This is a genomic window from Pseudomonas sp. KB_12, from assembly GCF_052114545.1.
GTDB lineage: Bacteria > Pseudomonadota > Gammaproteobacteria > Pseudomonadales > Pseudomonadaceae > Aquipseudomonas > Aquipseudomonas brassicacearum.
The window spans coordinates 127,333-151,118 of sequence record NZ_JBFREY010000002.1 but is presented as its reverse complement, the minus strand read 5'-3'; the positions used below and the strand labels follow the sequence as shown (position 1 = coordinate 151,118).

The 23,786-nt window shown below is 62.3% G+C and carries 19 protein-coding genes; 11 read left to right on the top strand and 8 right to left on the bottom strand.

What is annotated here, in order from left to right:
* Nucleotides 1-57: 57 nt before the first annotated feature.
* From AB4Z20_RS01825 to AB4Z20_RS01795, 7 genes are all read left to right on the top strand, one after another.
* Nucleotides 58-1,047, top strand: coding sequence for an alpha/beta fold hydrolase (locus tag AB4Z20_RS01825; RefSeq protein ID WP_320390100.1), 990 nt, complete (start codon nt 58-60; stop codon nt 1,045-1,047).
* Between the two features lie 126 nt (nt 1,048-1,173).
* Nucleotides 1,174-1,665, top strand: coding sequence for a ribonuclease E activity regulator RraA (gene rraA, locus AB4Z20_RS01820; protein WP_003199517.1), 492 nt, complete (start codon nt 1,174-1,176; stop codon nt 1,663-1,665).
* A 25-nt stretch (nt 1,666-1,690) separates the two neighbouring features.
* Nucleotides 1,691-2,686, top strand: coding sequence for a zinc transporter ZntB (locus AB4Z20_RS01815; protein ID WP_214510861.1), 996 nt, complete (start codon nt 1,691-1,693; stop codon nt 2,684-2,686).
* 63 nt (nt 2,687-2,749) lie between these two features.
* Nucleotides 2,750-2,995: a hypothetical protein gene (locus AB4Z20_RS01810; protein WP_003199521.1), complete on the top strand. Its 246-nt coding sequence runs from the start codon at nt 2,750-2,752 to the stop codon at nt 2,993-2,995.
* Between the two features lie 2 nt (nt 2,996-2,997).
* Entirely contained in the window at nt 2,998-3,822 is an 825-nt protein-coding gene (locus AB4Z20_RS01805; protein ID WP_003199523.1) for a mechanosensitive ion channel family protein, read from the top strand.
* 91 nt (nt 3,823-3,913) lie between these two features.
* Nucleotides 3,914-4,504, top strand: coding sequence for an RNA polymerase sigma factor SigX (gene sigX, locus AB4Z20_RS01800; protein ID WP_003183614.1), 591 nt, complete (start codon nt 3,914-3,916; stop codon nt 4,502-4,504).
* Between the two features lie 108 nt (nt 4,505-4,612).
* Nucleotides 4,613-5,647 (top strand): OmpA family protein, encoded by a 1,035-nt coding sequence (locus tag AB4Z20_RS01795; RefSeq protein ID WP_214510862.1) that lies wholly within the window; start codon nt 4,613-4,615, stop codon nt 5,645-5,647.
* A gap of 653 nt (nt 5,648-6,300) precedes the next feature.
* Here the strand turns inward: AB4Z20_RS01795 and cobA are convergent.
* From cobA to AB4Z20_RS01755, 8 genes are all read right to left on the bottom strand, one after another.
* Nucleotides 6,301-7,056: a uroporphyrinogen-III C-methyltransferase gene (gene cobA / locus AB4Z20_RS01790; RefSeq protein WP_442089209.1), complete on the bottom strand. Its 756-nt coding sequence runs from the start codon at nt 7,054-7,056 to the stop codon at nt 6,301-6,303.
* A 10-nt stretch (nt 7,057-7,066) separates the two neighbouring features.
* Nucleotides 7,067-9,784 (bottom strand): nitrate reductase, encoded by a 2,718-nt coding sequence (locus tag AB4Z20_RS01785; RefSeq protein WP_253472783.1) that lies wholly within the window; start codon nt 9,782-9,784, stop codon nt 7,067-7,069.
* The gene (gene nirD / locus AB4Z20_RS01780) at nt 9,784-10,101 is read right to left on the bottom strand and encodes a nitrite reductase small subunit NirD (protein WP_018605256.1); all 318 of its coding nucleotides are present in this window, start codon (nt 10,099-10,101) and stop codon (nt 9,784-9,786) included. Before nirD ends, AB4Z20_RS01785 begins: the two co-directional genes overlap by 1 nt.
* Complete coding sequence (nirB, locus tag AB4Z20_RS01775; RefSeq protein ID WP_320390104.1) at nt 10,098-12,551, bottom strand: nitrite reductase large subunit NirB; 2,454 nt, start codon at nt 12,549-12,551, stop codon at nt 10,098-10,100. The genes nirD and nirB overlap by 4 nt, the downstream gene beginning before the upstream one ends.
* 426 nt (nt 12,552-12,977) lie before the next feature.
* Nucleotides 12,978-14,648 (bottom strand): bifunctional protein-serine/threonine kinase/phosphatase, encoded by a 1,671-nt coding sequence (locus tag AB4Z20_RS01770; protein ID WP_258690654.1) that lies wholly within the window; start codon nt 14,646-14,648, stop codon nt 12,978-12,980.
* Between the two features lie 9 nt (nt 14,649-14,657).
* Nucleotides 14,658-15,869: a nitrate/nitrite transporter gene (locus AB4Z20_RS01765; protein ID WP_253472792.1), complete on the bottom strand. Its 1,212-nt coding sequence runs from the start codon at nt 15,867-15,869 to the stop codon at nt 14,658-14,660.
* 360 nt (nt 15,870-16,229) lie between these two features.
* Nucleotides 16,230-16,805, bottom strand: coding sequence for an ANTAR domain-containing response regulator (locus AB4Z20_RS01760; protein WP_003199539.1), 576 nt, complete (start codon nt 16,803-16,805; stop codon nt 16,230-16,232).
* A 14-nt stretch (nt 16,806-16,819) separates the two neighbouring features.
* On the bottom strand, nt 16,820-18,031 hold the full coding sequence (locus AB4Z20_RS01755; protein WP_253472795.1) for a CmpA/NrtA family ABC transporter substrate-binding protein: 1,212 nt from the start codon (nt 18,029-18,031) through the stop codon (nt 16,820-16,822).
* A 180-nt stretch (nt 18,032-18,211) separates the two neighbouring features.
* Here AB4Z20_RS01755 and AB4Z20_RS01750 point away from each other — a divergent pair, with 180 nt between their 5' ends.
* Genes AB4Z20_RS01750 through AB4Z20_RS01735 form a run of 4 tightly spaced genes read left to right on the top strand, consistent with a single transcriptional unit; the run spans nt 18,212 to nt 23,781 of the window.
* The gene (locus AB4Z20_RS01750; RefSeq protein WP_253472798.1) at nt 18,212-18,949 is read left to right on the top strand and encodes a helix-turn-helix domain-containing protein; all 738 of its coding nucleotides are present in this window, start codon (nt 18,212-18,214) and stop codon (nt 18,947-18,949) included.
* A 58-nt stretch (nt 18,950-19,007) separates the two neighbouring features.
* Nucleotides 19,008-20,603 carry a type III secretion system outer membrane ring subunit SctC gene (gene sctC, locus AB4Z20_RS01745; RefSeq protein ID WP_442089208.1) on the top strand — a complete coding sequence of 532 codons (1,596 nt, stop codon included), beginning with the start codon at nt 19,008-19,010 and terminating at the stop codon, nt 20,601-20,603.
* Nucleotides 20,600-21,706, top strand: a complete 1,107-nt coding sequence (gene sctW, locus AB4Z20_RS01740) for a type III secretion system gatekeeper subunit SctW (RefSeq protein WP_258690657.1) — start codon at nt 20,600-20,602, stop codon at nt 21,704-21,706. The genes sctC and sctW overlap by 4 nt, the downstream gene beginning before the upstream one ends.
* A 23-nt stretch (nt 21,707-21,729) precedes the next feature.
* Nucleotides 21,730-23,781, top strand: coding sequence for an EscV/YscV/HrcV family type III secretion system export apparatus protein (locus AB4Z20_RS01735; protein WP_442089207.1), 2,052 nt, complete (start codon nt 21,730-21,732; stop codon nt 23,779-23,781).
* Nucleotides 23,782-23,786: the final 5 nt, after the last annotated feature.

Below are 23,786 nucleotides of genomic sequence, written 5' to 3'. Positions count from 1 at the left end.
TCTGTGGTTGTAGGGCGGGCTCCACAAGGATGCCGCCCTTTTTTGTGCAAGAAGATCATGCAAAGCAGCAGCAACCTCTTTCCTGTCGCCCTGATCAGCGCCGAGCGGCGCGGTGATCTGAGCGAAGATGTCTATCGCTTGAAACCCGGCAACAGCCCGGACGCCAGCGTCGAACTGGCCGTCACCCGGCTGGGCATGGCCGATGCCTGCGAGACCCGTGGGGTCCCGGTGATCCTGTTGCACGGCAGTTTTTCCAACCGGCGTTTCTGGTATTCCCCCAAGGGCCTGGGCCTGGGCGCGTACCTGGCACGCCTGGGGTTCGATGTCTGGATCCCCGAGATGCGCGGCCATGGGTTGTCCCAGCGCAACCTGGGCTATCGCCACAATCGCGTGGCCGACTACGCCCGCTACGACTTGCCGGCCATTGGCGCCTTCGTGCGTGAGCAGAGCGGGCAAGTGCCCCACTGGATCGGTCACTCCCTGGGGGGCATCACCCTGGCGGCCGCCCTGGGCGGTCATTACCTGGGCGAGCCGGCGGTGGCGTCGGCGGCGTTTTTTGGTACCCAGGTCAGCCGTACCTACTGGCCGCTGAAGATTCCGCCAGTGGAGTGGAGCGGTCGCTTCATACTCAAGCGTTTTGCCCAATTGTCCGGTTCAAGGCTCAAGCGCGGCCCCGAGGACGAGCCCATCGGCCTGGCCCTGGAAAGCATGCGCTGGTACGGCCTGTTCGGACGTTTCGGCGATGCCGAGAAGAACTGGTGGGCCGGGTTGGCTGATGTCCAGTTGCCGGTGTTGGCGGTGAGTGCCGCAGGCGATCACCAGGACCCGACCTGGGCGTGCCGCAAACTCTTCGATCAGATCGGTTCCGAGCACAAGCAGTTTGTCTGCCTGGGCCGGGGACAGGGTTTCACCGAAGACTTCGGTCACGTCGAGATGCTGGTCAGCAAGGCCGCGCACCTTGAGGTCTGGCCGCTGGTGGCGCGTTGGCTCAAGGATCAGCAGGCCCCTTTGCTGGCCGAACAGCCCCAGTTGGCCGAGGCGGTTTGAGGCGAAGGCTCTGACAAGGTCATTTCGCTCTGGTCGGCTTGCGGCTAAGATATGACGCTTCAAGCGGTTCCAGTCACAAACGGTTGCTCATTCAGTCCGACGTTCCAGCCTTTCAGGAGTTGTTCGATGAACCATTACCTCACGCCCGACCTGTGCGACGCCTACCCGGAACTGGTGCAGGTGTTGGAGCCGATGTTCAGCAATTTCGGCGGTCGCGATTCCTTCGGCGGCGAAATCGTGACCATCAAGTGCTTCGAGGACAACTCGCGGGTCAAGGAGCAGGTTGAACTCAAGGGCAACGGTAAGGTGCTGGTGGTCGATGGCGGCGGTTCCCTGCGTCGGGCGCTGCTGGGGGACATGCTGGCGGAAAAAGCCGCGAAAAACGGCTGGGAAGGGCTGGTGGTCTACGGTTGCATCCGCGACGTCGACATCATTGCCCAGACGGATCTCGGGGTTCAGGCCCTGGCCAGTCACCCGATGAAGACTGACCGGCGCGGCGTTGGCGAACTCAATGTGCCGGTGACCTTTGCCGGCGTGACGTTTCGCCCGGGCGAGTATGTCTATGCGGACAATAACGGCGTGATCGTCTCGCCAAGCCCGCTGAAAATGCCTGAATGAAGCAGTACAGCCATAAGGGATGAGGATGTTCGAGGAAGAAAACGCGCAGTGGGGGCTGGTGCATGCCCTGGTGCTGGACGGTAAAGGCGGCGCGCGTTCCATAGCCCGGACCGAACTCGACGATTTGCAGTTGCAGGCCCATGAAAGCCTGTGGCTGCACTGGGATCGCAGTCATCCGCAAACCCACACCTGGTTGCGCAAATCCAGTGGCCTGAGCGAGTTCAACTGCGACCTGCTGCTCGAAGAAAACACCCGGCCGCGGCTGTTGCCGTTGCCCAATGCCGAGCTGCTGCTGTTCCTGCGGGGGATCAATCTCAACCCGGGCGCCGAACCTGAAGACATGGTGTCGGTACGGATCTTTGCGTCCGCCCAGCGGGTGATCTCCCTGCGCCTGCGTCCGTTGCGCGCCACCGATGAGCTGTTGGCGCAGCTGGCCGAGGGCAAGGGCCCGAAGACGGCGTCCGAACTCATCCTCTACATGGCGCAATACCTCACCAATAAGGTGCAGGACCTGGTCACCTGTCTCTCCGAAATCGTCGATGGCGAGGAAGAAAAACTCGATACCGACGAACGGTATACTCCCGAGCACGACGCCATTTTGCACATCCGTCGAAGGGCTGCCGGGCTCAAGCGATTCCTGGCGCCACAGCGGGACATTTTCGGCCAGATGACGCGGCTCAAACTGCCATGGTTCTGCGACGATGACGGTGACTACTGGAACGAATTGAACAACAGCCTGACCCGTTACCTCGAGGAGCTGGAATTGACTCGAGAGCGCGTGGGGCTTGTGCTGGAGGCCGAAGACCGACGTCTTTCGGTGCGCATGAACCGCACCATGTACCGCTTCGGTATCGTCACCGGGATTTTCCTGCCGATGAGTTTTCTCACCGGCCTTCTGGGTATCAATGTCGGCGGCATTCCGTTTTCCGCAAGCCCCTACGGTTTCATGGTCGCCTGCCTGCTGATGATCTGCGTGGCGCTGGGCCAGTGGTGGTTGTTTCGCCGTTTGCGCTGGGTGTGATGGGGTTTCATGTGACCCGACGAAATTTGATCGCGTCTTCCACAGACATCACGAGAGGTGCGTATGCACGATCCGTTTGAACAGTCTTTGCGCGACATGCTCAAGGCTTCGCCGTCCAGCCGGGACGACGATGCATGCCTGGGACGTGTACTGAAAACCGCCAACCGCCAGGTCGGCGCGGGCGATCTGTTCAGCCTGCTGGGCCGCTGGTTGCCCGCGCTGATGATCGCCCTGAATAACGGATCGGCCCATCTCTCGCCGGTTTCCCGCCGTAAACCTGTTACTCGCACCGCTGATAAGGCTGATTGAATATGGAACTTGATCTCTGGACCCAGAGCCTCGTCACGGCGATGACTGCGTTGTGGACCAAAGTAGCTAACTTCATCCCGAACCTCTTCGGCGCCCTGGTGGTGCTGCTGTTGGGCTTTGTCGTGGCCAAGCTGCTGGACACGCTGCTGTCCAAGTTGCTCGCCAAATTGGGCCTCGATCGCCTGATGGGCGGCACCGGCCTGACCAAATTGCTGTCCCGTGGCGGCATCCAGGTACCGATCTCGACCCTGGTCGGCAAGATCGTGTATTGGTTCGTATTGCTGATTTTCCTGGTTTCGGCAGCAGAATCCCTCGGCCTTGAGCGAGTTTCGGCTACGCTCGATATGCTCGCATTGTATTTGCCGAAGGTTTTTGGTGCTGCGCTGGTGTTGCTGGTCGGCGTTCTGCTGGCGCAACTGGCCAATGGGCTGGTGCGCGGCGCGGCCGAAGGCGTTGGGCTGGACTACGCCGCTGGCGTAGGGCGAATTGCCCAGGGCCTGGTGATCATCATCAGTATTTCGGTGGCGATCAGCCAGTTGGAGGTCAAGACAGACCTGCTCAACCACGTGATCGTGATCGTTTTGATTACCGTTGGTCTGGCGGTTGCGCTGGCAATGGGATTGGGAAGTCGTGAAATCGCCGGTCAGATCCTGGCGGGAATCTATGTGCGTGAATTGTATGAGGTTGGGCAACAAGTGCGTGTTGGCGAGGTCGAAGGCCAGATCGAAGAGATTGGCACGGTGAAGACCACATTGCTGACCGAGGAGGGCGAGCTGGTGTCGCTTTCCAATCGGATCCTGCTGGAACAGCATGTGAGTAGCCGCTAACCCGGCAAACCCTGCTAATGTATGCCGCCGCAAAATGCCTGCTATCGCAGGCTGCGGCGCACATTGACCTAGACTGTCGGCCCGACTTGTTTTGAACAAACCCCAATCGCTATCTACGCGCTACGACCCCCGTGATCTCTCTGATGAGGAGTTGGTCGCGCGCGCGCATACCGAGCTGTTTCACGTAACGCGCGCCTATGAAGAATTGATGCGCCGTTACCAGAGAACATTATTTAACGTTTGTGCACGATATCTTGGGAACGATCGCGATGCTGACGATGTCTGTCAGGAGGTGATGTTGAAGGTGCTGTATGGGCTGAAGAACTTCGAGGGGAAATCGAAGTTCAAGACCTGGCTCTACAGCATCACCTACAACGAATGCATCACGCAGTATCGCAAGGAACGGCGAAAGCGTCGCTTGATGGACGCTTTGAGCCTGGATCCTCTGGAGGAAGCGTCGGAAGATAAGGCGCCCAAGCCCGAGGAGAAGGGGGGACTCGATCGTTGGCTGGTCTATGTGAACCCGATCGATCGGGAAATTCTGGTGCTACGATTTGTCGCAGAGCTGGAATTCCAGGAGATCGCAGACATAATGCATATGGGTTTGAGCGCGACAAAAATGCGTTACAAGCGCGCGCTTGACAAATTGCGTGAGAAATTTGCAGGCATTGCTGAAACTTAAGTTCGGCGCAAATATCTCTTACGTGTAGGCAAGTTCTGATAGACTTGCCGCCGAGTTGTCCCCCGGTTTGCGGGACTGCTTCACAATCACCAGATGGGGATTTAACGGATGAAACTGAAAAACACCTTGGGCTTTGCCATTGGTTCTTTGATTGCTGCCACTTCGTTCGGCGCTCTGGCACAAGGCCAAGGCGCAGTTGAAATCGAAGGCTTCGCCAAGAAAGAACAATTCGACAGCGCTCGTAACTTCAAGAACAACGGCAACCTGTTCGGCGGTTCGGTTGGTTACTTCCTGACCGACGACGTTGAACTGCGTCTGGCCTACGACGAAGTGCACAACGCACGTTCCGACGACGGTCGTAACATCAAGGGCGCCAACACCGCTCTGGATGCCCTGTACCACTTCAACAACCCAGGTGACATGCTGCGTCCGTACGTATCGGCTGGCTTCTCCGACCAGAGCATCGGTCAGAACGGCTCCAGCGGTCGTAACCGTTCCACCTTCGCTAACGTTGGTGGCGGCGCCAAGCTGTACTTCACCGAGAACTTCTACGCCCGTGCCGGCGTTGAAGCTCAGTACAACATCGACCAGGGCGACACCGAGTGGGCTCCAAGCGTCGGTATCGGTGTGAACTTCGGTGGCGGCTCCAAGCCTGCTGCTGCTCCAGTTCCAGCTCCGGCTGAAGTCTGCTCCGACAGCGACAACGATGGCGTGTGCGACAACGTCGACAAGTGCCCTGACACCCCAGCCAACGTAACCGTTGACGCTGATGGCTGCCCAGCTGTTGCTGAAGTCGTACGTGTTGAGCTGGACGTGAAGTTCGACTTCGACAAGTCGGTTGTCAAGCCTAACAGCTACGGCGACATCAAGAACCTGGCTGACTTCATGAAGCAGTACCCATCCACCAGCACCACTGTTGAAGGTCACACTGACTCCGTCGGTCCTGACGCTTACAACCAGAAACTGTCTGAGCGTCGTGCAAACGCCGTTAAGCAAGTTCTGACCAACCAGTACGGTGTTGAATCGTCCCGCGTTCAGTCTGTTGGCTACGGCGAATCCCGCCCAGTTGCTGACAACGCCACTGAAGCTGGTCGTGCAGTTAACCGTCGCGTAGAAGCGCAGGTTGAAGCCCAAGCTAAGTAATTAGCCCACAGCTTTGGAAAAGCCCGGCCTAGGCCGGGCTTTTCTTTGCCTGGGATTTATGACTCAGGGCTGGATCACTGAACCTGTGGGAGCGAGCTTGCTCGCGATGGCGGCCTTACGGTTAACCAGGATTTTTGGTTTGAGTACATATCCATTGCTGCGGTAACGGCTGCTTAGGGTTCCGCCCTGACGGCGGGTCACTTTCGAAAAGCGCGAAAGTAACCAAAGCGCTTCTGCCCCACCACTCGGTGCCTCGCCTAGGCTCGGCATGCCCGAACGAAGGCATTGCTCCGTGGGCCCGCCGCGAAGGGCCATCCATGGCCCAGCGCGGCTATCCCGGCATCCATGCCGGGATGCCCACTACGCAATACCTGCGTTCGGCCAGCGTGGTTAACGGGGCGCCCCAGATCAACGTCCACCCCGAGGCGGCCTTATAGCCGACCTGGCTCTCCCGGTCGTACACCCATCCGATCTGTGGGAGCAAAGCTTGCTCGCGAAAGCGGCCTGACAGCCGACCTGGCTCTCCCAGTCGTACTCCGATCCCATTGTGGGAGCGAGCTTGCTCGCGATTGCGGTGTGTCAGTCACCATCCAGGCTGCTGATACATTGCAATCGCGAGCAAGCTCGCTCCCACATTTGGTAGGGGTTGTATGTCAGAGAGCTGAAACCTGGGCCCAGGCCGGTGGGGAGGCGGCCCGTTCGGCAGCGCCGGCCACTGCGCCAATCACCAGGATCGCCGGGCTCTTGAGTTGAAAGGTGCTGGCATCGGCTTCCATCGAGGCCAGGTCGCTGCGGCAGTCACGCTGGTGGGGCAGGGAGGCGTTTTCGATCATGGCCACGGGTGTGTCCGCCGCCAGGCCGCCGGCCAGCAATTGCTCACGAATTTCGCTCAGCTTCGCCACGCCCATGTACACCACCAGCGTCGTGCCGCTTTGCGCCAAGGCTTGCCAGTTCAGGCTGCTGCCGTCCTGGGTGTGGGCCGTCACCAGCGTCACGCCCCGGGCAACCCCGCGCAGGGTCAGTGGAATATCGCACTGGGTCGCCCCCGCGAGGCCGGCGGTGATGCCATTGACCATCTCCACTTCGACACCCTGCTCGCGCAGCCACTGCGCCTCTTCACCGCCGCGGCCGAAGATGCACGGGTCGCCGCCCTTGAGACGCACCACGCATTTGCCTTGGCGGGCATAACGCAGCATCAATCGATGAATGAAGGCCTGGGGCGTGGAGCGGCAGCCGCCGCGCTTGCCCACGGCAATGATGCGCGCATCGGGGCAATGCTCCAGCACCGCGGCGTTGACCAGATCGTCGATCAGCACCACGTCGGCCTCGCCCAGGGCGCGCACGGCTTTGAGGGTCAGCAATTCAGGGTCACCGGGACCTGCACCCACCAGCCAGACTTTTGCGTTCATAGTGTTTTCCTCACGAGATAGCCGCCAGCGGTTGCGCAGTGGCAACCAGCAGGCGCTTGATTTCCGGTACGCAGGAGCCGCATTGCGTGCCACAGCCCAGTTCCTGTTTGAGCCCCTGCAAGTCCAGGCCACGTTCGATGCCTGCGCAGATCGCACGCTGGCTGACGTTCATGCAGTTGCACAGCGTTTTACTGCCACCCGTTGCGGCGCCGACGTTGCCCGGCGGCGCGCTCAAAGGCGCCAGCAGCCAGCGCCGCAGTTGTTCATCGGCACGACCTTCCAGCCACAGGTTTTGCAACCAGTGGCGGGCCAAGGTTTCGCCGGCCAGGCGAATAGCGGTGATGCGGCCGTTTTCGATGCGCACCCGTTTACCGATGGCGCGACGCGGGTCGTCATAGGCCAGCACCGGCCCATCGATCAGGCCCAGTTGTTCGTCGATGGCCTGGAGCAGTTGCGGTTCAGGGGCAACGGCGCTGGCAGCGCGAATCAGCAACGCGGGACGCTCACGACCAGTCAGGCTCAGGCTGACGTAGGAAAATGCCTCACACAGGGGGCGCAGGGCCTCCAGATGTTGTTGAACATCGCCTTCGATCAAGGCGAAAAGCTGCCAAGGCAGGTTCACCGGTTCCAGGCGCACGCCGCTGTGCTTGAGTTCCGGTTGTTTCGACAAGGGATCGAAGGCTGGTTGCGTCAGGGTGTTCACGCCGCCCTTGAGGAACCGGTCGCCCCAGTGCATGGGCAGGAAGGCCTGGCCGGGACGCACGCTGTCGTCGCTGTCCACGGCCACGATCACGCTGCCGCGACGGCTCTTGAGGCTGACCAGGTCGCCCGCTTGCAGGCGATGGCGTTGCAGTTCGTCGGGGTGCAGGCTGAGCACCGCTTCGTTCACATGACCAAACAACTGCGCGGCAGTACCGGTACGGCTCATGCCGTGCCATTGGTCGCGCAGGCGGCCGGTGTTCAGGGTCAACGGGTAGCGGGCGTCACGCAGTTCCTTGGCGGCGCGATAGGGGTCGGCCACAAACCGTGCCCGGCCGCTGTCGGTCGGAAAAATCCCGTCTACGTACAGGCGCGCCGTCCCGACCGTGGCGCCGTCCGGGAAGGGCCATTGCTGAGGGCCGAGTTGATCGATCAGGGCATGGCTGATGCCGGACAAGTCCAGGTCGCGGCCACGGGTCAGCTGTTTGTATTCATCGAAGAGTTGGGCCGGGCTTTCAAAGGCGAACAGGCTGGGCTGGCCCGGGCGCAGGTGTTTTTCCAGGCGTTGTGCGAAATCCACGGTGATTGCCCAGTCCGCACGTGCTTCACCCGGTGCGGCGATGGCCCGGCGGACGTGGGAAATGCGCCGTTCGGAGTTGGTCACCGAACCTTCTTTCTCGCCCCAACTGGCCGCTGGCAGCAGCAGGTCGGCAAACGCGGCGGTTTCGGTGGTCCGGAAAGCTTCCTGCAACACCACGAATGGACAGGCTTGCAGGGCTTCACGTACCGCGGTCTGGTCCGGCATCGATTGGGCAGGGTTGGTGCAGGCGATCCACAAGGCCTTGATCTTGCCGCTGCGCACCTGCTCGAACAGCTCGATGGCGCTCAAGCCAGTGGTGGCGGGCAGTTGCTCGACACCCCAGTAGTGGGCGACTTCGGCACGGTGCTCCGGGTTGGCGGCTTCACGATGGCCCGGCAGCAGGTTCGACAGGCTGCCGGTTTCTCGTCCACCCATGGCGTTGGGCTGACCGGTCAACGAGAACGGCCCCGCACCTGGACGGCCGATCTGCCCGGTGGCCAGGTGCAGGTTGATCAGGGCGCTGTTTTTCGCGCTACCGGCGGTGGACTGGTTCAAACCCATGCACCACAACGACAGGAAACTCGGCGACGTGCCGACCCATTCGGCGCACTGCTGCAGTTGCTCGACGCTGATACCGCACAGCTGGGCGACCATGCTCGGGGTGTAATCACGTACCAGATTTTTCAGGTCGGCCAGGCCTTCGGTGTGGGCCTTGATGAAGTCGCGATCGACCCAGTCTTCCCACAGCAGCAAGTGCAAAATCCCATGGAACAAGGCGACATCGGTGCCCGGTAGGATCGCCAGGTGCAGGTCCGCCAGGTCGCAAGTGTCGGTGCGCCGGGGGTCGATGACGATGATTTTCATCTGCGGCCGGCGGGATTTAGCCTCTTCGAGACGGCGAAAGAGGATGGGATGGGCGTAGGCCATGTTACTGCCGACGATCATCACGCAGTCGCTCAATTCCAGGTCTTCGTAGCTGCAGGGCGGGGCGTCGGCGCCGAGGCTGCGCTTGTAGCCCACCACGGCGGAGGACATGCACAGCCGCGAATTGCTGTCGATGTTGTTGGTGCCCACCAATGCCCGGGCGAGCTTGTTGAAGGCGTAGTAATCCTCGGTCAGCAATTGGCCGGAGATGTAGAACGCCACGCTGTCCGGGCCGTGTTCGGCGATGGTCTCGGCGAAGACGCTGGCGGCGTGATCCAGGGCGCTGTCCCAGTTGGTGCGGGCCCGGGCCAGGCCTTTGCCCAGGCGCAACTCGGGGTAGAGCGCGCGGGCGGCGAGGTCGCCCGTCAGGTGCAGGGTCGAGCCCTTGCTGCACAGTTTGCCAAAGTTGGCCGGATGGGCGGGATCGCCGCTGACGCCGAGGATGCGCTCGTCGTCATGCTCGATCAGGACGCCGCAACCGACCCCGCAATAACAGCAGGTCGAGGCAGTGGTCTGGCGGTTCATCAGCTTGCGTCCCGCAGTGCCAACTGCACCCGGCCGTTCTCGACCCGGGCCGAATGATGATGGGCGCAGCCCACGTCCGGGGCCTGGGCCTGGCCGCTTTCCAGGTCGATCTGCCAGTTGTGCAGCGGGCAGGCCACGCGCTTGCCGTAGACCAACCCTTGGGACAGTGGGCCACCCTTGTGCGGGCAACGATCATCGAGGGCGAACACTTCATCGTCGCTGGTACGAAAAATCGCGATGTCGCCTTTCGGGCCGTTGATGATGCGCGAACCAAGGATATTGATCTCTTCCAGTGCGCAGATATCCAGCCAGTTCATGCCGGCACCTCCAGGTTTTTCACGGGAATGACCTCAAACTCTTTCTTCAGCTGGGGTTGTTCCAGGCGCTGTTTCCACGGGTCTTGTTCCAGCGACAGGGAAAACTTCAGGCGTTCATGGAGCGCCTTGCGTCGAACCGGATCTTCCAGCACGGCTTTCTTGATGTGCTCCATGCCGACCCGCTGCATGTAATGCACGGTGCGTTCGAGGTAGAAGGCTTCCTCGCGGTACAGCTGCAGGAAGGCGCCGTTGTATTCGCGCACTTCTTCGGCAGTCTTGAGCTTGACGAAAAACTCCGCGACTTCGGTCTTGATCCCGCCGTTGCCGCCGATGTACATCTCCCAGCCGGAGTCGACGCCGATAATGCCGACGTCCTTGATGCCGGCTTCCGAGCAGTTGCGTGGGCAACCGGAGACGGCCAGTTTCACCTTGTGCGGTGACCACATGTTGAACAGGTCGTGCTCCAGCTCGATGCCCAGTTGGGTGGAGTTCTGCGTGCCGAAGCGGCAGAACTCGCTGCCGACGCAGGTCTTCACCGTGCGGATGGACTTGCCGTAGGCGTGGCCGGACGGCATGTCGAGGTCTTTCCACACGCCGGGCAGGTCCTGCTTCTTGATTCCCAGCAAATCGATGCGCTGGCCGCCGGTGACCTTGACCATGGGCACGTTGTACTTGTCGGCCACGTCGGCGATGCGCCGTAGTTCCGAAGGGTTGGTCACGCCACCCCACATCCGCGGGACCACGGAGTAGGTGCCGTCTTTCTGGATGTTGGCGTGGGCGCGTTCGTTGATCAGGCGCGACTGTGGGTCGTCGTGAGCTTCGCCAGGCCAGGTGGAAATCAGGTAGTAGTTCAACGCCGGGCGGCAGGTGGCGCAGCCGTTGGGGGTGCGCCAGTTCAGGTAGCTCATGGCCCCGGCGATGGTCAGCAAATGCTGGTCGCGGATCGCCTGGCGGATCTGGCCATGGTTGAGGTCGCTGCAACCGCAGATGGCTTTCTCGCTTTTCGGCTTGACGTCCGCCGCACCGCCGACGGTGTTGATCAGGATCTGCTCAACCAGGCCGGCGCAGGAGCCGCAGGAACTGGCGGCCTTGGTGTGTTTTTTCACGTCATCAACGCTGAACAACCCGTGTTCCTGGATCGCCTTGACGATGGTGCCTTTGCACACGCCGTTGCAGCCGCAGACTTCGGCGGTGTCGGCCATGCTCATGGCTTTGTCCTGGCCCTGGTGGCCGACGTCTCCGAGTGCGTTTTCTCCAAACATCAGGTGATCGCGGATCTCGCTGATGCCGTGGTTCTCACGGATCTGGCGGAAATACCAGCCGCCGTCTGCCGTATCGCCGTACAGGCAGGCGCCGACCAGTACGTCATCCTTGATCACCAGCTTTTTGTAGACGCCGCCGATGGGGTCGGAAAGGGTGATGGTCTCGGTGCCTTCGCCGCCCATGAAGTCACCGGCGGAGAACAAATCGATGCCGGTGACCTTCAATTTGGTCGAGGTGACCGAACCCTTGTAAGTGGCGAAGCCCAGTTGCGCGAGGTGGTTGGCGCAGACCTTGGCCTGTTCGAACAACGGCGCCACCAGGCCGTAGGCGGTGCCGCGGTGGCTGGCGCATTCACCGATGGCGTAGATGCGCGGGTCGTAGGTTTGCATCGTGTCGTTGACCAGGATCCCGCGGTTGCACGGGATGCCGGATTTTTCCGCCAGTTCGGTGTTGGGACGGATGCCGGCGGCCATCACCACCAGGTCGGCGGGGATGATGTCGCCGTTTTTGAACTGGACCGAGCCGACCCGGCCATTGCCGGCGTCGTGCAAGGCCTGGGTCTGTTCGCTGAGGCGGAATTTCAGGCCACGGCTTTCCAGGGCGGTCTGCAGCAGTTGGCCGCTGGTCTTGTCCAGTTGCCGTTCCAACAGCCATTCACCGATGTGGACGACAGTCACGTCCATGCCCCGCAGCTTCAAGCCGTTGGCCGCTTCCAGGCCGAGCAGGCCACCGCCGATCACCACCGCGTGCTTGTGGGTCTTGGCGGTATTGATCATCGCCTGGGTGTCGGCGATGTCGCGGTAACCGATCACGCCTTCCAGGGTGTTGCCAGGAATCGGCAGGATGAAGGGTGTGGAGCCGGTGGCGATCAGCAGGCGGTCGTATTCGGCTTCGCTGCCGTCTTCGGCGATGACCCGACGCTTGACCCGGTCGATCTCCACCACTTTTCGGTTGAGCAGCAGCTTGATGTTGTTGTCCAGGTACCAGCTCAGGTCGTTGAGCACGATCTCTTCGAACGTCTGCTCACCGGCCAGCACCGGCGAGAGCAGGATGCGGTTGTAGTTGGTGTGGGGCTCGGCGCCGAACACCGTGATGTCGTACAGCTCGTTGCTCAGCTTGAGCAGTTCCTCGAGGGTTCGAACCCCGGCCATGCCGTTGCCGATCATCACCAGTTTGAGTTTCTTCATCAGGGTTCTCCGCAAGCTCAGGTCCGCTTTATCACGGCGATCGGACTGGCTCGGTCATTTTTACGAAAACAAAAAAAGGCGTCCCGCTAGCAAGCTAGCGAGGACGCCTTTGTCCTGGTCCCGTTCTCTCGGGAAGCACCGCCTTCATCGTTGGAGGCGTTGCCTTATGTATGTTGATAGGGGGTATGCAGTGGTTGTGCCAACTGGCTCGAAGGTGCGGATTTATTGAGCCGCGGGCTGCTTGAGCGGATTGGGGAGGGATTTATTGCACCGTATCAAAGCGTGTTGCCCGGTAATGGAGCGTGGAAGGGCTGGCGAGAAAGCTTTTGTGGCGAGGGAGCTTGCTCCCGCTCAAGCGCGCAGCGGTTGCCTGTTTTTTGGGTCTGCTTCGCAGCCCAGCGGGAGCAAGCTCCCTCGCCACGGTTGTTATGAGTGAAACACTAGAAACAACAGCACCAGATTCACCACCAACGACACCAGCGCCAACGTCCGCCAGACCTTCAGCGGCTCTCTTTCCAGCAACGGCCTGGGCCTGACGCTCAAGCTGCGGCGCTCGCCCTGTTCCAGCAGCAACAACCATTCCTCGGCGGTTTCAAAACGCTGCTCCGGATCCGCTGCGACGGCGCGGTCCAGGCTTTGCCCGAGCCATTCGGGCAGGTCTGGCCGATAGCGGCTGGCACTGACCGGCACGCCAAAGCGCGGGCGTTGGAAGGCTTCGATTTCGCCGTAGGGATAGTGCCCGGTCAGGAGGAAATACAAGGTCACGCCGACGGCATACAAATCCTGCTGCGCCGTGGGTGCGGTGCCGCCGAAAGCTTCCGGAGCTATGTAGCTGGGGGTGCCGGGCAAGACGTTGGCCTGGTCCTCGGACAGGCCCGGGCAGTAGGCCAGGCCGAAATCCAGCAGGCGCAATTCCCCGTCGTCGCCCAGGTGCAGGTTTTCCGGCTTGATGTCGCGATGGTAGATCTGCCTTCGATGCAACAGGCCTACCGCCCGCACCAGCCGTTGCGCCAGGTCCAACCACTGGGCCAGGGGTAGCGGCCCGGCCTGGTGGAACAGCTCGGCCAGGGTCGCACCCGGATATTCTCGCATCACGTAGTACAAATGCTGGCGCTGGGGAACACCATGGACCTCGGGAAACTGCCGCCCGGCGACGCGCTTGAGAAACCATTCCTCCGAGAGCAAGGCCTGCCCAGCGCGGCTATCGTCCCGTAGCTGCACGGGCAAGGTTTTCAGCAGCCAGGGTTGGCCCTGGCCGTCGCGTACCCGGTAGAGCAACGATTGCTGACTATGGCCGAGCAGGCTTTCGATCTGCCAGCCCTCGAACACCTGGCCCGGTTTCAGCGCAGGCGGCAGGGGCCATTGCTGCAACTGGATCAGGGCATCGCCGATGCTGGCTTCACCCACGGCATCGACCCGCACCAACAAGGCGCTGGCGTTGTCCTGGCTACCGGCCAGGTGCGCGGCGTTGACCAGCGTTTGCGCGGCCAGGCCCAGGTCCGGTTGGTCGCGCAGGATGCCGGCGATGGCCGTGTCCCCCAGGACTGCCCAGACACCGTCGCTGAGCAATACGAAGGTTTCGTCGGTGCGCAGTTCACCGTCGAGGAAGTCGAGGATCAGGTGTTGATCAAGTCCCAGGGCGCGCTTGAGCACATGTTGCATGCCTTGCTGTTCCCAGACGTGATCCTCACTGACCCGTTGCAGGTGATCGGCGTGCCAGCGGTAGACCCGGCAATCGCCGACATGCGCGAGGGTGAAGCGCCGGCCCCGCAGGACCAGGGCGCTGACGGTGGTGAGCAGCGGTTGCCCGCCGCCGTTGGCTTGCAGCCAGCGGTTCTGCGCCAGCAACAGCCGGTCCAGCGCCTGGGCCACGCCCCAGGTCTGCGGCGTGGAGTAGTAGTCCAGGGCCAGCGCTTGCAAGGTCGAACGGGCGGCCAGTCCGCCATCGGCGCATTGGCTCACGCCGTCGGCGATGGCGAACAGGTAACCCTTGCTGGCGGCCAGGGCCGGGGCGGGGGTGACCAGGCGCAGGGCGTCCTGGTTTTCCTCCCGCGGTCCGATGGCACTGGCTTCGGCGAAACTCAATTGCAGGCTCATGGTTGCAGCTTATACCCGAGCAGCGGTGACAGCTGCCGAACCCCAAGTGGTTCTCCAGCGACGCTTGACGCCGTGCAGGCCGAACCAGGCCAGGACGCCGAGGCTGGCAAACAACCACAGTGCCAGTTGATAGCTACCGGTGCTTTGCTTGATCGCGCCCATGCCCGCCGCCAGGGCGAAGCCGCCGATGCCGCCGGCCATACCGATCAGGCCGGTCATCACGCCGATCTCGCGGCGGAAGCGTTGTGGCACCAGTTGGAACACCGCGCCGTTGCCCGCACCCAAACCGAGCATGGTGCAGACGAACAGGGCCAGGGCGGCGTAGGAGCTTGGCAGGTTGAAACCCACTGCGGCGATGCAGACGGCCGCTACGGTGTACATGCCCAGCAAGGTGCGGATGCCGCCGAAACGGTCCGCCAGGGCGCCGCCCAATGGACGCATCAGGCTGCCACCGAAGACGCAGGCGGCGGTGTAGTAGCCAGCGGTGACCGGGCTCAGGCCATATTGGTCGTTGAAGTAGCCGGGCAGGGCGCTGGCCAGGCCGATGAAGCCGCCGAAGGTCACGCTGTAGAAGAACATGAACCACCAGCTGTCGCGGTCACCCAGGGCCTTGAGGTAGTCGGCCATGGATTTGGCTTTTGGCCGCTCGGGGGCGTTCTTGGCCAACCAGGCGAAGATGACCAGGGTCAGCACCAGCGGGATCAGCGCGAAGCCGAACACGTTGGTCCAGCCGAAGGCCACGGCCATGACCGGTGCGATCAGTGCCGCGAGCACGGTGCCCGAGTTACCGGCCCCGGCGATGCCCATGGCCTTGCCCTGATGCTGTGGCGGATACCACTGGGAGGCCAGCGGCAGGGCCACGGCGAATGAAGCGCCGGCCACGCCCAGGAACAGGCCGAGCAGCAGGGCTTGTTCGTAGCTGTGGATGCCCAGTTTCCAGGCGCAGAACAGCGCACTGATCACGATCACCTGGCCCACCATGCCGGCGGTTTTTGGCGAGATCCGGTCGGCCAGCAGACCCATGAACAAGCGCAGCACGGCGCCAGCCAGGATCGGCGTCGCGACCATCAGGCCGCGTTGCTGGGTGGTCAGGTGCAGGTCGGCAGAGATCTGTACCGCCAGTGGACCGAGCAGGTACCAGACCATGAAGCTCAGGTCGAAGTAGAGGAAGGCCGCGAACAGAGTCGGGGTATGGCCGGATTTCCAGAAGCTTGAATTCATCGCGCACCTCAGCTGTAAAAGTCTCGAGAAATGAGTCAGTGCTTTGAGCAGTGCGCCGTCTGTGGTCGCACCACCGGTCCCGAAGGGCCAAAACAAAAAAACGCCGCAACCCGGATCGCCAGAGAGGCAAGAAGGGTGTGCGACGTCTTTGTCGTAGGTGGGGCAACCGCCGTTGGTTACCTGTGGGTTTGCTTAAGCGAGATCTGTGCCAGGTCTGTCATGATCGTTCCTACGCTCTGCGTGGGAATGCATCTCGTGACGCTCTGCGTCACCTTGTGAAGCGGAACGCGGAGCGTCCCTGGCGGCATTCCCACGCAGAGCGTGGGAACGATCATTAGTAGGGCTGGCGCTACAAGGCTTTCAGCCCAGCAGCTCATTCATGGCAATGATCTGCTCCGCCACCTGGATCAGTTTCTGCTGGCGGCTCATGGCCTGGCGGCGCATCAGGGTGTAGGCCTGTTCCTCGTTGCATTCCTTCATCTTCATCAGCATGCCCTTGGCCAGTTCGATGCGCTTGCGTTCGGCCAGTTGCTGGTCCCGGGCCAGGAGTTGGGCGCGCAGGGCCTGGTCGCTTTCGAAGCGGGCCATGGCCACGTCGAGGATCGGTTGCAGGCGCGCGGCGTGGATGCCTTCGACGATGTAGGCGCTGACGCCCGACTTGATCGCCTGGCGCATCACATTGGGGTCGTGCTCGTCGGTAAACATGACGATCGGTCGTGGCTGGTCGCGACTGACCAGCACCACCTGCTCCATCACATCGCGCCCGGGTGACTCGGTATCGATCAGGATCACGTCCGGACGCACCGTTTCGACGCGCGCTGGCAGGTCGATGGTCAGGCCGGACTCGTCGATCACTTCGAACCCGGCCTCAATCAGGGCAGCCTTGAGGCGACCGACTTTTTTCGCGGTGTCGTTGATCAGCAGGATACGCAGCATGGTCGTGGCTCCTGTCAGCGGCTGGCGAGAAGGGGAGCCGCATCGCTCAAGGCGTGCAGTTTGAAGCTGCGGGCGTACCCGGCCGGGTCCGAGCCGTCCCAGGTGGTGCCGTCGATCAGTTGGCTGCTGCGCATGTCCTGGCGCGGGGACGCGATGTCGAGCGCCGCGCAGGCTTCGCGGTACAGCTTGAGTTGCTGGACGCCCTGGGCCACGGCCAGGTAATCCGGGTCTTCGCGCAGCAGGCCCCAGCGGCGGAACTGGGTCATGAACCACATGCCGTCCGACAGGTACGGCAGGTTCACCTCGCCGTTGCCATGAAAGCGCATGGCGTGGGGATCCTGCCAGCTGTTGCCCAAGCCGTCGGCATAAATCCCCAGCAGGCGCGGCTCGATGCAGTCCAGCGGGGCGTCGAGGTATTCGGGCGCAGTCAACAGTTGCGCGGTGCTGCGACGGTTTTCGCTGCTTTGTTCGATGAAGCGGCTGGCTTCGAGGATCGCCATCACCAGGGCCCGGGCGGTATTGGGGTATTGCTCGACGAACGCGCGGGTGCAACCGAGGACTTTTTCCGGGTGATCGGGCCAGATGGTCTGGGTGGTCGCCAGGGTGAAACCGAGGTTCTGCTTCACCGCGCTGGCGCACCAGGGCTCGCCGACGCAAAACCCGTCGATACGCCCGGCTTGCAGGTGCGCGATCATTTGCGGCGGAGGCACGACCACGCTGTCGACATCCGACAACGGGTGGATGCCCTGGGCGGCGAGCCAGTAATAGAGCCACATGGCGTGGGTGCCGGTGGGGAAAGTCTGGGCGAAGGTCAGTTTCGGGCGAGTTTGGTGCACGTGCCGTTCCAGTGCTTCAGGACTGGTCACGCCTTGGGCCTGCAAGCCATGGGACAGGTTGATGCTCTGGCCGTTCTGGTTCAGCCCCATCAGCACGGCCATGTCGCTCGCCGCGACCCCGCCGATGCCCAGGTGCACCGCGTAGATCAGGCCATACAGGCTGTGGGCGGCATCGATTTCACCGCTGACCAGCTTGTCGCGCAGGTTGGCCCAGGACGCCTGGCGCTTGAGGTTCAGGGTCAGGCCATAGGGCTGGGCGAAGCCCTGGGTAGCGGCCACGACGACCGGGGCGCAGTCGCTCAAGGCCATGAACCCGAGGTTGACCGCGCTCTTTTCCGGGGCATCGCTGCCGTTGACCCAGGCCAGGGGGTTGGCTGGAACTTCATTCATCGCGCATCACCTTCCACTTAATCAGTCTGGCACTCATTTGGCCTTTGGCACCGGCGCCGATGAGCAGTAATGGTGCAAGGCATATGCCAGCCGAGCTCTCATCACCTTCCCATCAAGATTCCAGGCATCGGGTCTTTCATCCTGTCGGTCCTTCCAACGCCACGTAGCAAAGGAGACGGCATGCAGGACACAACAATTCGCGCCACGGCATTGCCCGATCTGGGTGAGCGCGTGCTGCACCTGCGCGTGGCCCGGGCCCAGGTTCAACTGAGCGCCGGGCGGTTGGGCCGCAGTCACTGCCTGCCCGTCGGTTGGGAGGGTTTGGTGGTGCAGAGCGATTCGCTACGCTTGAGTGGCGGCGAGTTGCATGTCACGCCGGTTTGCGAAGCGACGTTGGTCAAGCTGCAGGCGTTCCTGGACATGAGCGATGTCCTGGTGGATGCCGGGCAACGGCTGCACGCGGAGCCATGGGCCTTGTTGCCGGTGGCGGGCGAAACCGTCCGTTCGCCGCAACGGCTCGAACGCTGGTACATCGGCCAGGCGATGGACGGTGCCGCGGCCTATCACGCCGTTGCTCGTCTGTTGCGTCATCACGAGAGCTACGGGCTCGTGCGTTTCCTTCTGGAGCAAGGCACCCACAGCGAAAAACTGAACACGCTGGCGCAACGCTACGGCGTATCGGTTTCGCATTTTCGCAGGCTCTGTCGCCAAGCCCTGGGCTCTGCCGCCAAGCCGGCCTTGCGTGGCTGGCGCACGGCCCAGGCGCTGTTGAACATGAGCCTTCAGGACGGCTCGTTGACCGATGTCGCGCTGGAGTTCGGCTTTGCTTCGTCGTCACATTTTTCCAAGGAGATCCGCGAACTGGTGGGTTTCGCACCCAGCAGCCTGGCGGATATCACCTACCTTCCAGGCAAGTGAGCCGATGAGCCGCCAACCGTTATCCCCATCCCTTTTATTCGTCTGCCTTAGTGCTGTGATGCTGCTCGCATCCGGTGCCGCAAGGGCCGATGTCTATACCTTCGAGGCTCGCGAACAGAGCGCGCGGACCTTTTTCAGCGAGCTGTCCGGGTCATTGGGCAAGCCGGTGATCGTCAGCAAGGCCGCGGCGGCCAAGCGCATTGGCGGTACGTTCGACCTGCGCACGCCGCAACGGACCTTCGAGCGAGTCAGCGTGCAGATGGGGTTGATCTGGTACAGCGATGGCCAGGCGATCTATTTGTATGACGCCTCGGAAATCAAGAGCGCGATGATGTCGCTGCAGACCCTGACCGTCGCCAAGCTCCAGGCGTTCCTGGGGCGTTCGGGCTTGCACGATGCGCGTTATCCGCTGCGCCACGACGGTTTGCGGACCTTCCATGTGTCGGGTCCGCCGATGTATGTCGACCTGGTGGTGCAAGCGGCCGGGTTGATGGACAACCAGCGCTCGGAGCTGTTGCTGGGCAAGCAGCAGATTGGCGTCATCCATGTGCGCAACACCTTCGTCAGCGACCGTAAATATGAGCTGCGCGACGACAAGGTGACCATTCCCGGGCTGGCCACCGTGATCGAAGCGCTGTTGCGCGGCGAGAAGCAGCAGGTCGAGCCAACGGTGGCCCAACCTTCCACCCAGCAGCCACGAGGCGCGATGCCGGTGTTTCCCCTCGAAGGCCTGGCGAACAGCTCTTCGGACCAGGACCCGACGGCACCGCGAATCATTGCGCGCGAGGTGGCCGCCGGCAACATTCGGGTGGTCGCCTACCCGGACACCAACAGCCTGTTGGTCAAGGGGCTGCCCGAGCAGGTGCGCTTTATCGAGAACCTGGTCAATGCCCTGGACACGCCGAAACGCCATGTCGAGCTGTCGCTGTGGATCATCGATCTGCACAAGGATGAACTCAATCAGTTGGGTATCAACTGGCAAGGCGCGGTGAAGTCCGGCGGGCAATTCAGTGCCTCGCTCAACGCCGGTTCGGCCACCACCCTCGACGGCGCCTCGTTCGTGACCCAGGTCATGGCGCTGGAGCGCACCCACCGGGCGAACGTGGTCTCGCGACCGGTGATCCTGACGCAGGAAAACGTGCCGGCGATCTTCGACAACAACCGCACGTTCTACGCCCCGCTGGTGGGGGAGCGCAGCGTTGACCTGCAGCACATCACCTACGGCACGCTGGTCAGCGTACTGCCGCGTTTCGCCCAGGCGGACGAGATCGAGATGTCGCTCAATATCGAGGACGGCAACGAAGTCGAGAACCCCGGCCGGGGTGAGCAACAGAGTGCGTTGCCGACGGTCGGACGCACGCGCATCAGTACCGTGGCGCGGGTGCCCCAGGGCAAGAGCCTGCTGGTGGGCGGTTTCACCCGTGATGACCATGGCGAGCAGATCGGACGCGTGCCAGTGTTGGGATCGATTCCGTGGATCGGCCGCTTGTTCAGCTATCGCCAGGACCGCTCGGCCAACACGGTGCGGGTGTTCCTGATCCAGCCCAAGGAAATCCGCGACGCCCTTGAACCCGTGGAGACGGGCATGCCGTTGCTGACTCCCGAGCAGCACGAACGTGTGCGTCGAATGTACTTCCGGATGTCAGAGCGATGATCCTGCCAACGGTTTCCAGCGGTGGCCGGGTTGCCCAGGCGCGGCTGAACGCCGAGAAGGCCGCCGAACATCCACAACCGCAAGTCGACGCCGAGGCGGGGCTGGACGACAGCGCAACGGCGGCGGTGGCGCAGCGCATCGTGCAGATCAGCGACGAGCTGTCGGCGGCGCTGACGCAGTTCCGTGGCCGGCGCTTGTTCGAACTCAAGTCCGAGACGCTGACCGACACCTTCGAACGCGTGCTCGAGGACGACACCGTACCCAAGGCACGACAGGTGCTGAGCCTGGCGCGGCTGGCGGACAAGCCCGTGGCCTGGTTGCTGCAAATGGCGCGCAGCCTGTTCCCCGACGACAGCGACTTGGCGCTGGTGCTGCGGGCGTTGTTGCGCCGCCGGAACCTGGAAACCCGCACCCGCCAGCGGCTCGAAACGCTGTTGCAGACGGTGGTTGCCCAAGGTTCGCCCAAGCGCATGAACGCCGGGATCAACGCGGCGCTCAAGGCCAGAATGTTCGGCAGGAGCATGGCGGTGCGGGCCGGTTTGCTGCGCGAGACCTACCGGGATTTTCTCGAGTCCGACGAAGGCCCGCTCAGTTGCTACCAGGACTGGATTGCCCTGTACGGCCCGGCACAGCGCACGAATGTGCTGGCCTTCATCGAAGCCGCGCTGCTGACCGACATCAGCGCCCAGGACCCCAGTTGCTCACGCATCGAGTTCGGCCAACTGTTGACCCGGGTCACCGACCTCAAGCGCCTGCGCTCGGCCGATGCGCTGTTTATCGGCGCCGTGCTCGGCGATGCACTGCTCTGCCGGCATAACCCCCACGAGGCCGACTGGCTGGTGTTCATGTTCGGCGTGTTGACCTACCCCGATGACCTCGACCAGCTGTTGCTCGGGGCGTTGGGGGAGGGGGTGTTGCTCAGTGCCCACCGGGAGCGCTCGGCGGTGTTGCAGGCCGTGCGTCGGCTCAGCCTGCAATTGCCGACGCCGCTGTTTGCCGATGAAGAGGCGCCGCAACGCCTGGCCATCCAGTTCACCCGCCTGGCCGACGTCGCCTATGCCCACGAACTCATCGAGCAGCGACTGCCCGGTGACCGCCCATGATCTTGTCCCGGAGCCAGGCCTGAATGCTCAACGTGTTCTTGCGCAATGTCGGCGCGCGCCCGGAACTGCTGATCCTCACCTTGATGGTGATGATCATCGCCATGCTGATCATCCCCTTGCCGACGGTGCTGGTGGATTTTCTTATCGGCCTGAATATCGTCATCTCGTTGTTGGTGTTCATGGGCTCGTTCTACATCGAACGGATCCTCAGCTATTCGACGTTCCCGGCGCTGCTGCTGTTGACGACCTTGTTCCGGCTGGCGCTGTCGATCAGCACCAGCCGACTGATTCTCAGCCAGGCCGATGCCGGCGAGATCATCGCGTCGTTCGGCGACTTCGTGATCGGCGAAAGCCTGGTGGTGGGTTTCGTGATTTTTTCCATCGTCACCATTGTCCAGTTCATCGTGATCACCAAAGGCTCGGAACGGGTCGCCGAAGTGGCGGCGCGCTTTTCCCTGGACGGCATGCCCGGCAAGCAGATGAGTATCGACGGCGACCTCAAGGCCGGTGCCATCGATGCGGCCCAGGCGCGGGAAAAACGCAGCGTGCTGGAGCGTGAAAGCCAGTTGTACGGTTCTTTCGACGGGGCGATGAAATTCATCAAGGGCGATGCCATCGCCGGCATCATCATTATCTTCGTCAACTTCATCGGCGGCATGGCTATCGGCGTCGGGCAATTGGGCATGGACATGTCCACGGCCTTGTCCACCTACACGCTGTTGACCATCGGCGATGGCCTGGTCGCGCAGATCCCCGCGCTGCTGATTGCCATCGGTGCCGGCTTCATTGTCACCCGGGTCAACGGTGATGACAGCAACCTGGGGCGCAACATGCTTGCCCAGATGCTGGGCAACCCGTTCGTGCTCGGTGTCACCGCGTTGCTGGCGGTGGGCGTGGGCCTGTTGCCCGGTTTTCCGCTGCTGACCTTCCTCTCGATTGCCAGTGTGCTGGGGTTGGTGGTGTTTGTGCGCCACCGCAAGTCCTTGCGCCAGGCCAGCCCGGGCGAAAGCCGTAGCGAACCTGCCGAGCCAGGCGCGGCGCAGGGTGAATCGGGATTGCTCGACGACGTCGACAACGTTGCCACTGAAACCATCGCCCTGATGCTACTGGTGCCCCCAGCGCGCCTGCAAGCGTTGGAGAAGGAGCGTTGGGCGGCGCGCTTTCGCAGCCAGTTCTTCGTCGATTACGGGCTGCGCATTCCCGAACCGCGGCTACGGGCCAGCGAGGCGTTGCCGGCCCATCAAGTGGCAGTGCTGATCAATGAAGTGCGCGCCGAGCAGTTCGATATTCATTTCGATCACTGGCGCCTGCTGGACTATTCGCCGCAGCTGGAGCCGTTGGGCTTTGCCCTGGTGCGTGGCAACGACAGCAATCGCCTCGGTGGTGTCTGGGTCACCGCCGCCGACCGCGAGCGCGTGCAGCAGTTGGGCTATCACCTGCGACCTGCCGACGAAGAATGCTATCGCTGCCTGGTCACGCTGCTGGCGCGCAACATCCAGGAGTTTTTCGGCGTGCAGGAAACCAAGCAGCTGCTCGACGAAATGGAAGCGCGCTACCCCGACCTGCTCAAGGAAGTCTATCGCCACGTCACGGTGCAGAAGATCGCCGAAGTGCTGCAACGCTTGATCGGCGAGCGCATCTCCGTGCGCAACATGAAGCTGATCCTCGAAACCCTCGCCCATTGGGCCTCCCGGGAAAAGGATGTGCTGGCGCTGGTCGAGCACGTTCGCGGCGCCATGGCCCGCTACATCAGCAACAAGTTTGCCCGGGGCAACGATCTGCGCGTGCTGCTGCTGTCGGCGGAGTTCGAAGACGTGGTGCGCCGGGGTATCCGGCAAACCTCGGGCGGCAGTTTCCTCAACCTGGAACCGGCCGAATCGGAAGAACTGATGGACCGCCTCAGTGTCGGCCTGGACAGCGTGCACATCGCCCACAAGGACATGGTGCTGCTGTGTTCGGTCGATGTGCGGCGCTACATCAAGAAATTGATCGAGGGGCGTTTCCGGGAGCTGGACGTGATGTCGTTCGGTGAGGTTTCCGAGACGGTCTCGGTCAATGTCATCAAGACGCTTTAAAGGAA

Excerpts from the sequence above, each read along its gene's own strand:
- AB4Z20_RS01760 (WP_003199539.1), bottom strand. The coding sequence starts at position 16,805 with ATGCTGCGTATCCTGCTGATCAACGACACCGCGAAAAAAGTCGGTCGC.
- AB4Z20_RS01765 (WP_253472792.1), bottom strand. The coding sequence starts at position 15,869 with ATGAATTCAAGCTTCTGGAAATCCGGCCATACCCCGACTCTGTTCGCG.
- AB4Z20_RS01805 (WP_003199523.1), top strand. The coding sequence starts at position 2,998 with ATGGAACTTGATCTCTGGACCCAGAGCCTCGTCACGGCGATGACTGCG.
- sctC (WP_442089208.1), top strand. The coding sequence starts at position 19,008 with ATGCTGCTCGCATCCGGTGCCGCAAGGGCCGATGTCTATACCTTCGAG.
- nirB (WP_320390104.1), bottom strand. The coding sequence starts at position 12,551 with ATGAAGAAACTCAAACTGGTGATGATCGGCAACGGCATGGCCGGGGTT.
- nirD (WP_018605256.1), bottom strand. The coding sequence starts at position 10,101 with ATGAACTGGCTGGATATCTGCGCACTGGAAGAGATCAATATCCTTGGT.
- cobA (WP_442089209.1), bottom strand. The coding sequence starts at position 7,056 with ATGAACGCAAAAGTCTGGCTGGTGGGTGCAGGTCCCGGTGACCCTGAA.
- AB4Z20_RS01750 (WP_253472798.1), top strand. The coding sequence starts at position 18,212 with ATGCAGGACACAACAATTCGCGCCACGGCATTGCCCGATCTGGGTGAG.
- AB4Z20_RS01825 (WP_320390100.1), top strand. The coding sequence starts at position 58 with ATGCAAAGCAGCAGCAACCTCTTTCCTGTCGCCCTGATCAGCGCCGAG.
- sctW (WP_258690657.1), top strand. The coding sequence starts at position 20,600 with ATGATCCTGCCAACGGTTTCCAGCGGTGGCCGGGTTGCCCAGGCGCGG.
- AB4Z20_RS01810 (WP_003199521.1), top strand. The coding sequence starts at position 2,750 with ATGCACGATCCGTTTGAACAGTCTTTGCGCGACATGCTCAAGGCTTCG.
- AB4Z20_RS01770 (WP_258690654.1), bottom strand. The coding sequence starts at position 14,648 with ATGAGCCTGCAATTGAGTTTCGCCGAAGCCAGTGCCATCGGACCGCGG.
- AB4Z20_RS01785 (WP_253472783.1), bottom strand. The coding sequence starts at position 9,784 with ATGAACCGCCAGACCACTGCCTCGACCTGCTGTTATTGCGGGGTCGGT.
- AB4Z20_RS01755 (WP_253472795.1), bottom strand. The coding sequence starts at position 18,031 with ATGAATGAAGTTCCAGCCAACCCCCTGGCCTGGGTCAACGGCAGCGAT.
- rraA (WP_003199517.1), top strand. The coding sequence starts at position 1,174 with ATGAACCATTACCTCACGCCCGACCTGTGCGACGCCTACCCGGAACTG.
- AB4Z20_RS01815 (WP_214510861.1), top strand. The coding sequence starts at position 1,691 with ATGTTCGAGGAAGAAAACGCGCAGTGGGGGCTGGTGCATGCCCTGGTG.
- AB4Z20_RS01735 (WP_442089207.1), top strand. The coding sequence starts at position 21,730 with ATGCTCAACGTGTTCTTGCGCAATGTCGGCGCGCGCCCGGAACTGCTG.
- AB4Z20_RS01795 (WP_214510862.1), top strand. The coding sequence starts at position 4,613 with ATGAAACTGAAAAACACCTTGGGCTTTGCCATTGGTTCTTTGATTGCT.